Consider the following 3,368-nt stretch of genomic DNA (forward strand, 5'->3'; position numbering starts at 1 on the left):
AGACCGCAGACTCCTGCCCACGATCAGCACGAGCACCCCGGAGAACCGTCACGCCAGCCCCTCTGACCAGCACGTTCGAGGATGGCGAAGCTTCAATGAACTCGGCGGGGTCACCGGCGTCTCCTACACGCTGCCGCAGACCTGCTCGACCTCGGCGACCCCGTCGGCGAACACCGCCTCCTGCTTCCCGGTCTACTGGACCCCGAAGAACGCCGCAAGCCCCATGCTGGACTGGTTCAACAAGTACGCGGTCCAGCAGGTCCTTGAGACCGACACCACCGGTGGGTCCGCCACGAAGGAGACCGACTACAGCTACTCCGGCGCGGCCTGGCACTACGACGACGACGAACTCGTCCAGTCCAAGTACCGCACCTACGGGCAGTGGCGCGGCTATCAGCAGGTGACGGCGACCACCGGCAACGGCGCCAGTGACGCCAAGACCAAGCAGGTCACCTCCTACTACCAGGGCATGGACGGGGACTACCTCTCGTCCACCTCGACCCGCAGTGTGTCGCTGACCGACTCCCAGGGCGGCAGCCACACCGACGCCAACCAGCTCTCCGGCAAGGCCCTGGAATCCGCCTCCTACCTCGGCAACGATGGTGGTGTCGATAGCAGCACCATCACCTCTTACTGGATCTCCCCGGCCACCGCCACCCGCACCCGCAGCGGACTCCCGGACCTGACCGCCAACAGGACCGGCACCGCCGAGGTGTGGACCCGACAGCGGCTCACGGACGGCGGCCAGGTCTCCTGGCGCTACAACGAGACCGACACGACGTACGACGCGACCACGACCGATGCCAGCTTCGGTCTCGTCACCTATTCGTACGCGCACACTGTGCCGGCTAACAGCGCCTATGACGGTTGCACCAGCACCACCTACGCGCCCGCCAACACCGGCCTGAACCTCATCGGCCTCGTGTCCAGTACTGAGACCGACTCGGTGGCCTGCGGCGGATTCACCGAAGGAACTATCTCCTCGGTCCCAGGCGGCCTGAACGCCCTGAGCGCGCCGGCCGGGGTGAACCGGCCGGGTCAGGTCGTCTCTGCGAGCGAAACGTTCTACGACGACACCGCGTTCAACACCACCTTCCCCCAGACCAGCGCGCCCACCATGGGCCTGGTCACGATGACCCGCCAAGCCACGACGTACAGCTCGGGTGCGTTCGCCTGGCGCACCACCACGCGCAACACCTACGACAGCACCTATCACCGCCTTGCCTCGGTCACTGACGGCAACGGCAACACCACCACGACGAGCTACACCGTCAACTCGGCCTACCTCACCACCGGACAGAGCGTCACCCAGCCCACCGTGGGCGGCATCGCATACGTCACCTCCACCACCCTCGACCCCGAGCGCGGCCTGGCCTTGACCGCCACCGATGTCAACGGCGTGGTGACGACGAAGCAGTACGACGCTCTCGGTCGGGTGACCTCGGTCTGGCTGGACTCGCGGCCAACCAGCAACCTTGCCAACCAGACCAACGCCTACACCATGTCGAACACCTCGGTGTCCGGAGTGGTGACCAACACGCTCAACGACAACAACGGATACCTCACCTCGGTCAGCGTCGAGGACTCCCTCGGCCGTGCCCGCCAGACCCAGACGCACACCCCCCAGGGCGGCCGGCTGATCACCGACACTCTCTACGACTCGCGCGGTTGGGCAGCCAAGAAGAACAACAACTACTGGGACTCAACGACCACCCCGACCCTCGCCCCAGTCCCGGTCTCCGTCGCCGACAACAAGGTCGCCAACCAGGACGACTACCTCTTCGACGGCCTGGGCCGGGTGATCTACGACAACTCCGAGAAGTACGGCACGGTCATCTCCACCACGACCACCGTCTACAACGGGGACGCCACCACGGTCATCCCCCCGTCCGGCAGCGTCACCAAGTCCACCAAGACCGACCCGCTGGGCCGCACGAGCGAACTCGACGAGTACTCGGCAGCTCCGACGCTGACCACTCCCGCCAACACCACCACCGGGACCTTCTACCTCACCGGCGGCACCACATTCGCCACCAGCTACGGGTACGACGGGCACGGCCGCCAGTCCACCACCACCGACGCCAAGGGCGACGTGTGGACCAACGGATACGACCTGGCCGGCGAGGTCGTCTCGAAGACCGACCCCACCGCGGGCACCAGCACCATGGTCTATGACGCGGCTGGCAACCTCCTGCAGACCCAGGACGCCCGCAGCGCCTACGTCTCCTACACCTACGACGCACTCAACCGGAAGACCGGCCAGTACGCTGCCGCCGCGTCCGCCCAGGCCGCCTGGACATCGAACACCGCCCCCGGCAACCAGACCGCCGCGTGGGTGTACGACAACGCCAACAGCGCGGTCCCGTCAATGACTTACCCGATCGGGCACGCCACCACCGCCACCTCCTACTTCAACGGATACCCGTACACCCAACAGGCAGTCGGCTACAACGTGTTCGGCGAGTCCCTCGGCGAGCAGACGATCATCCCGTCCGCCGCCCAGGGCACCGTCCTGGGCCGGACCTGGAAGATCACCCACGGCTACACCAGCACCATTGGACTGCTCTCCTCCGACACCTACACCCTCGGCGGCGGCCTGCCCGGCGAGACCATCGGCCACACCTACACCAACGACGGCAGCCCCTACGGCCTGAACACCACCTCCTACAGCTACGTCCAGGCCACCACCTACACCGCCTATGGACAGGTCGCCCAAACCCAGCTGGGCAACTCCACCTCCTACGCAAACGTCACGAACACCTACGACCCGCACACCGGACAGCTGACCGACCAACTCGTCACCCGCTCCACCACCACACCGGCCAGTGTCGACGACACCACCTACACCTACGACCCGGCCGGCAACCCCACCCGCCAGAGCGAGACCCGCCTCGGCTCCTCCAGCACCGCCGAAACACAGTGCTTCACCTATGACGCACTCGACCGGCTCACCACCGCCTGGACCGGCACCGACAACTGCGCCGCTACTCCTACCTCCAGCGACCACTCCACCGTCGGAGACGGCATCACCGGCGGCACGTACTGGACCAGCTGGACCCACGACGCGATCGGGAACCGCCTCACCCAGAACCAGCACGCCCTCTCCGGCTCGACCGACACCGTCACCACCTCCTCCTACTCCACCACCCAGCCCAACACCCTCACCGGTACCAGCGCCACCGGCGGCGCCACGACCGGCTACAGCTACGACCCTGCCGGAAACACCAGCAAGCGGAACACCAGTACCGGAAACCAGAACCTGACCTGGAACAACGAAGGGTGCAGATCTAATGAGGGCTCTGGCGATCAAGCCGCTGGTATGAGCGCGTCGCGGTATCGGGCCTGGTGGTTGCGGTTGAACTCCTGCT

1 pseudogene is annotated in these 3,368 nt (G+C 66.2%); it reads left to right on the forward strand.

The features are described 5' to 3' along the window. Positions 1–3,368: pseudogene (locus tag P3T29_RS32390) on the forward strand (hypothetical protein); the annotation flags it as partial.

Origin of the sequence: Kitasatospora sp. MAP5-34 (genome assembly GCF_029894335.1) — a bacterium.
In the GTDB taxonomy this organism is placed as follows: Bacteria; Actinomycetota; Actinomycetes; order Streptomycetales; family Streptomycetaceae; genus Kitasatospora.